Source organism: Flavobacterium sp., from assembly GCF_003525665.1.
Lineage (GTDB): Bacteria > Bacteroidota > Bacteroidia > Flavobacteriales > Flavobacteriaceae > Flavobacterium.
Map to the genome: position 1 here is coordinate 1 of NZ_DQDX01000064.1, position 6891 is coordinate 6891.

7 protein-coding genes are annotated in these 6891 nt (G+C 30.6%); 2 read left to right on the plus strand and 5 right to left on the minus strand.

Features of this window, described 5'->3' with window-relative positions:
- Positions 1–43 precede the first annotated feature (43 nt).
- A complete protein-coding gene (locus tag DIU01_RS04355; protein WP_290832022.1) occupies positions 44–562 on the plus strand; it encodes a transposase in 519 nt (172 codons plus the stop codon).
- Complete coding sequence (locus DIU01_RS04360) at positions 562–1395, plus strand: IS3 family transposase (protein ID WP_290832023.1); 834 nt, start codon at positions 562–564, stop codon at positions 1393–1395. Before DIU01_RS04355 ends, DIU01_RS04360 begins: the two co-directional genes overlap by 1 nt.
- A 71-nt stretch (positions 1396–1466) precedes the next feature.
- Here DIU01_RS04360 and DIU01_RS04365 read toward each other — a convergent pair whose 3' ends face one another.
- The 5 genes from DIU01_RS04365 to DIU01_RS04385 form a co-directional block, all read right to left on the minus strand.
- Complete coding sequence (locus DIU01_RS04365; protein ID WP_290832024.1) at positions 1467–3557, minus strand: peptidylprolyl isomerase; 2091 nt, start codon at positions 3555–3557, stop codon at positions 1467–1469.
- 107 nt (positions 3558–3664) lie between these two features.
- Positions 3665–4924 (minus strand): hemolysin family protein, encoded by a 1260-nt coding sequence (locus tag DIU01_RS04370; RefSeq protein ID WP_290832025.1) that lies wholly within the window; start codon positions 4922–4924, stop codon positions 3665–3667.
- A 3-nt stretch (positions 4925–4927) separates the two neighbouring features.
- Entirely contained in the window at positions 4928–5158 is a 231-nt protein-coding gene (locus DIU01_RS04375) for a hypothetical protein (protein WP_290832026.1), read from the minus strand.
- A 2-nt stretch (positions 5159–5160) separates the two neighbouring features.
- On the minus strand, positions 5161–5712 hold the full coding sequence (lptC, locus tag DIU01_RS04380; protein ID WP_290832027.1) for an LPS export ABC transporter periplasmic protein LptC: 552 nt from the start codon (positions 5710–5712) through the stop codon (positions 5161–5163).
- Positions 5713–5717: 5 nt separating this feature from the next.
- Positions 5718–6891: hypothetical protein (locus DIU01_RS04385; RefSeq protein WP_290832028.1), on the minus strand; the 1174-nt coding region annotated here is incomplete at its 5' end.

Genomic DNA, 6891 nt, shown 5'->3' on the forward strand with positions numbered 1-6891 from the left:
TGAACATGCCCCAAAAAGTTAGACACTATTTGGGGCATTTTTTATGGAAAGAAAAGTTAAGTATGATTACACATTTAAACTTGAATGTGTAGAGTTAGTTTTAAAGAAACATTATTCTTGTGGACATGTTTCTAATTTAAAAGCAATAGATGAATCCAATATACGTAAGTGGGTTAGTTTTTATAAAGTTCGGGGCAAAATTGGATTATTACCGAGAAAAAATCAGAGTTATTCAATTGAATTTAAGTTAAAAGTAATCAAAACCATAGAAAAGGAATCACTTCCTTTAAGAGTAGCTTGTTTAAGATTTAATATTCCAGATTTTGGCATTATTTCAAAATGGAAAAAAGATTTTGCTAAATTTGGTGTTGAAGGATTAAAACCAAAAAAAAGAGGTAAACCAAAATCTATGAGTGATTATAAACGTAAAAAGCGTAAATCTGACAAACCTTTAACAAGAGAAGAAGAACTATTAAAAGAGATTGAACGACTTAGATGTGAGAATGCATTGCTAAAAAAGTTAGACGCCTTAATTCAAGCCAGGAGAAATCCAAAGCCATAATGGAATTAAGGCATGAATTTGATTTAGAAGTACTTTTAAATCAGACTAATATGGCACGAAGTAGCTTTTATTACCATCAAAAACAAAGTAAATTATCTGATAAATATAAGCAGATTAAAGAGTTAATTAAATCCATTTATCAAAAACATAAAGGACGTTATGGTTACAGAAGAATAACTTATGAACTCCAAAATAGAGCAATAATTATCAATCATAAAACAGTTCTTAGATTAATGAATTTATTAGGATTGAAAAGCATTATTAGAGTAAAAAAGTATAAATCATATAAAGGTGAAAATGGGAAAATAGCTCCAAATATATTAGAAAGAAAATTTAAAACGGAAGCTCCAAATCAGAAATGGGCAACCGATATAACCGAGTTTAATGTGTCAGGAAATAAATTGTATTTATCACCAATAATTGACATGTTTAATCAAGAGATAATCAGCTATGAACTAACAGAACGTCCAGTATTTAATCAAGTAGTTATGATGTTAAAAAAAGCATTTAAGAAAATACCAAACAATACAAATCTACTACTTCATTCTGACCAAGGTTGGCAATATCAAATGAGTCATTATCAGCATTTATTAAAAGAAAAAGGTATTATTCAAAGTATGTCAAGAAAAGGAAATTGTTTAGATAATGCAATTATTGAAAATTTCTTTGGAATATTAAAGTCTGAAATGTTTTACACGCAAAAATTTAAATCAATAGAACAATTGAAAAAGGAAATTGATAAATATATTATCTATTATAACAACGAAAGAATAAAGTCAAATTTAAACAAAATGAGCCCGATAAAATATCGAGCTCAGTATTATCAAAATTAATTATAAATTTGTCTAAACTTTTGGGTGCAGTCTAAGCTCAGGATTTTTTTTATTAAGTAAGATGTAGAATATTAATAAAATTCTAATCTATTATCTTCAATTTTAGCATCACTTTTCAACGCTGGAATAACTCTTCCTACACCTTGGCTAGCTGTAGCTTTTACTTTATTAATATAGTCAGTATAGTTTGCAGCTTTTGGAGCTTTTAAAACCGACTTAGCTTTAATTACATAAATACCACTATTTCCTTCAATTGGAGCAGATAATTTTCCTGCTGCAGTTCCGAACGCAGTTCCTACTACTTTTTGTTCAGCACCAACTCCGTTTAAAATTGGGTTACCAACAGTAACATCTACTGCTTGTTGAACTGTTGTACCATTTGCTTTAGCGATAGCTTCTAATGAAGAACCTGACGCTTTTGCTTTTAATTTCTCAGCTTTTTTCTCGTTTTTGATAATGCTTTCAATCATTGGTTTTGCTTCTTCAACTGTCATTAAACCTTTTTCGTTTATCTTAGTTAACTTAGCAATTACGTGACCTACGTTTACAACTTCGAAACGTTTTACATCACCAACTTTAGCTTCGCTGTAAGCCCATTTAACAATTTGTCTTTGATTTCCAACAGATCCAAACATTTCATCCATTGGTTTAGCTTTAATTGCTGGATTAACAGTTACACCTGCAGCTTTTGCTACAACAGCAAAATCTTTAGAAGCAGCATCCATTTCAAACTTAGTTGCTTTTGTGTAAGCATCATCCGTTGTTTTTTGTGATGGATCTACTTTTTGAGAAACCGTTGCTAAACGAATAGCATCTTGTTTATCGGTAACATTGATAATGTGGTAACCAAATTCTGTTTCAACTAAACCAATTTTTCCAACTGGATTTGCAAAAACGTAATCATTAAAAGGTTTCACCATTTGGTTTGGACCAAAATATCCTAAATCACCACCGCTTTGAGCAGATGAATCATCAGAATTTGTTAAAGCTAACATTGCAAAACTTCCCGGATTAGCAACAGCTTGAGCATATAAATTATCGGCTTTAGCTTTAGCTTCTTCTTTAGTTCTTTTTTCTTTTTTGTTTGGTAATTGTGTTCCTTCCCAAGAAATTAAAATATGGCTTGCTTTTGCTTTTGCACCCGATTTTCTTCCCATTGATTTAGAAACTACATAATATTTACCATTAATATATGGTCCGTAAACTTCACCTGTAGGCAAGTTGAATAAAGCTTCTGCGTGTTCTGCTGGTAAGTCTTGCTTGCTTACATAAGTTGAATCGTATGGCGTATCAGAATTAGCTGCAATATATTCAGCAACATTTGAAGCATTTTTAAAACTTGGAACAGTATCGTTAGTTTTAGTTTCGTTGTTAAAAACAACACCACCAGCCAACAATGCATCAATTTTAGCTTTTGCTTCAGCTTGGTCTTCTTTAGAAGGAGTATCTTCTATAACAACGTATTCAATTTCGCGAGTTCCTTCAGATTTAAATCTTTTTTCACGTTTTTTCATGTACGCAAGATAATCTTCGTCTGTAACTTTAATATCGCTATCTTTTACAGTAGAATATAAAAGTGCTACATAATCAAATGAAGTTTTATTAGATTCTAATTCGTATTTGAATTTACCTTCAGCTTCAGTTGTGTACATTCCACCTTTGATTAAAGCAGCATACATTTGGTATTTTGCATTCAATTCAGCATCTTTTTCTCTATCCTTCATCATTTGAGCTTGCTCAGGATTAGTTTTGAAATACTCTTTGAATTTTTTCAAGTCAAATTTCCCTAATTCATTTAAGAAAGCAGGATTTTGTCCAATATTTGGATCATTTTTAAAATTTTCGATGATATGATTTTCACCAGCACGAAGACCTAATTTGTCAAATTCTGCAGTAAGAAGTGCAATTGCAATTTCTTGTTCCCAAAGTTGATTTGCAGCTTGAGTTTGCGTCGTTCCTTGACCATTTTTCTCCATATTTGCGACTTTTATTCTAAAGTCTTCAAATGGAACATCTTTTCCGTTAATGCTACCAACATCAGTAGATTGTCTTCCAAAAGTTCCTCCTTGAATTAAATCACCAACGACGAAAGCCAATAATGAAAATCCGATAACTAGTAAAAGTAATCCAGAACGTTGTCTAATTTTTTGTAAAACTGCCATTTTTATATATGTTAATTTTTAATTCAATTTGCGAAAATACAATTATCTATGAAATAATTATAAAAGTCTAGTTATAATTTCAATAAAAAAGTGATTTTTTTTTATTTTTACTCTGTAATGGTCATTTTTACCAAATCTATTTTGTTATTTGAAGCTTCTTCAATTACAAAATGTAAGTTTTCGATGGTAATTTGTTCTCCTTTTTGAGGAATTTCTTTTGAGAAATCTACAATAAATCCGCCAAGAGTTCCATAAGAATCACTTTCGGGAATATCGAGTTTATATTCTTCATTGATATAAGCAACATCCAAGCGAGCAGAAAATAGAAATGTTTTCTCGTTTACTTTCTGTTCAACTAATTCTTGATCATTATCGTGCTCGTCTTCAATCTCTCCAAAAAGCTCTTCTACAATATCTTCAACCGTTATAATTCCAGAAGTTCCACCATATTCGTCAAGAATTACGGCTACACTTTTACGTTTTTTTGTTAGTAAATTTAAAACGTCTTTAATAAAAATAGTTTCTGGAACATATTCTACCGGAATCATTATTGCTTTAATGGTTCGAGGTTTTTTAAATAATTCAAATGAATGAACGTATCCAATTATATCGTCTAATGAATTTTGATAAATTAAAATTTTGGAATAACCCGTTTGGATGAACAGTTCTCTTAATTGCGAAACAGAACTGTGAAACTCTACAGCTACCAATTCGGTTCTTGGCGTCATTATTTCTCTTGCTTTTACGCCAGAAAACTCGAGTGCATTTTGAAAAATTTGAATTTCAGAATCTACGTCTTCGTCGTTATCAACGGTACTCATTTGTTCGTTGATATAGTTTCCCAATTCAATTTTGCTAAAAAAAGAAGGCACATAATCACCTTCTGTTTTAAAGAATTTTTTCAGAATAATATCAGAAATCCAAATGATAAACGTTGAAATGTAGTTGAAAATAACAAAGAAAAAATAGCTTGGAACGGAAAAAAACTTGATCAAACTATTGGCATAAATTTGAAAAAATACTTTAGGTAAAAACTCTGATGTTAGTAAAATAACCAAAGTAGAAATAATCGATTGTATTAAAACATTGGTGATTTCAGAGAATTGGTATCCTAAGAAATTGATCCAATTCATTATTAAATCACCCATAAAAAAACCATAAATAACTATAGCAATATTGTTTCCAACAAGCATTGTAGCTATGAATTTTGATGGTTTTTCGGTAATTTTAGTTAGAATATTGGAAAGAAAATTATCTTGTTTTTTCTCAATTTCAAGATAAATTTTATTGGAAGAAATATAGGCAATTTCCATTCCGGAGAAAAAGGCAGAAAGTAATAAACAAACAATTATCACTACAATTTCCATCTATTATTTATTTTGATTTTCTACAGAATCTTGATTTGCTGTAGTAGCTTGATTTCTTTTAGCTTCAAACTTTTTAGCGAAACGACTTCTAAAGAAAAAAGTAAAGAAACCCATTGCAGCTATTAACACTGAAAGCCAAGGTTTTTCTGGGTTATTCCAATTATAAATGGCGTCGCCTGTCATGACAATACCAACTAATAAATAAATATATTTTGTAAAATTTAAGTAATTCATAATTATTTTTCGCTTTGTACTTCGCCAGAAATTCTCTGTGAGTTTATTATTTTAAAATCTTTGCTAAAATCTACTCCTTCACCGTAGGTAAATCCTTTAGCATCTGTAAATTTAAACCTTTTTTCGGTATAAAACCATTCGTTTTTTTGATCAAAATACAATTGTTCTGTTTCAAATAATTGTCCGGCTTCGTTTGTAATTTTTACATTTCCTTGTAAATCAATTAAATCGGTGTTTTTAAAAGTGATGGCATACTTGGAAGTTACAAATGTTTTCTTCCCATTGTTATCATACATCGTTACTTTTAAACCTTTAGGAAATTCGGTAAATGGAAATTCAACCGTTGCATAATCTAGCATTTTTGGACTCACCAAAATGGATTTAATTTTTCCCGAATCGGTGTATTTTAAATCAATGGTGTCGGCTTCACCGCTTGGAGTGAATTCAGCAAAATTCGACTTTTGAACTTCTCTGAAATTACTTTCGCAAGAAGACAGTAGTAGTAAAGCAACTAAAATTGCTGTTGAAAATAATACTATTTTTTTTGCTACCATTATTTTTAGAACTGAACTGTTTCGTTTATCCAGCAACCAATTACAACTTTATTGCCGTTCTTTTTAATTGCACTTAACTCTTGTGAAGTTGGTGCTTCTAATTTCTTAGAAAATTGATCGGCAGTTGCTTTAAATTTAGGTTCTACTTGAGCTGCTTTGTTTATTGTAGTTTTTGCCAATTGATAAATGGCTTTTTTCTCAATACTTGTTGTACCACATTCTGTTGCAGCATTAGAATATAAACTTGAAAGAAAAACATAATATTCGCCGTTAGACGGATTGTTATCTATAGCAAGTTTTAATGCTTCTTTGGATTTCGATTTATCTGTTGCCGAAAGGATATTAGCTAAAGTATAGTAAGTTCTAGCTTTTTCTAATTTATCTGTAGATAGTGAAGCCGACTGATTAAAGTAGTCAACAGCTTTACCTTGATTTCTAGTTTTTAAATTAAAATTTCCTAAATGATAAGCCGATTTCTCTGTTGGATTTATCGAATGTAATTGGTTTGCAACCGTTCCAAAGATTGGAGAATTGGCTGCATTTTGGGATAATAAATTAGCTGTAGATTCTAACCAACCGATATTTTCTTTATTGGAAGCAAAGTTAGATTCGGCGAAAGCCACAACCTTTTCTTTGCTTAAATCATCTTTTACTAATGAATTAATTGCTAAAAATGCATTGTTGAATTCTACCTCTTTCTCTGGAAATTCTTTTCTGTTTTTTTCTACAACCGATAAAACTTCGCTGTATTTGCCTAACAATTGATCGAAAGAAATATTGTTTTTCTTGTCGTTGTATTTCTCTTTAAACAAGCTAAAGTAAGTGAACAACGCGTTAGGATTTTTAAACTGAAATTTATCTTTTACAAATGCTTTATCAAAACTTTGGTAAGCATCGTTTTCTTTAGAAATTTTAGATTCGTAAAGAACCATTGCTTTGTTGATAAGGTTTCCATTTTTATTGTCCGGGAAATTTTTATCGTATTGATCATAAAATTTCACCAAATCTAAAACGGCAACTTCCTTTTTATCATCTGCTGCAAGTTCGATATTATATTTTAGCACTTCAATTCCTAGAAGATAAAAAACTTCTGATTTTGTAGCACATTTCAGTCTAGTTTCAGCCAGAATTTCATTTGCTTTAGCGAAATCGGCATCAGTAATGGCAGAAGACAGTTGT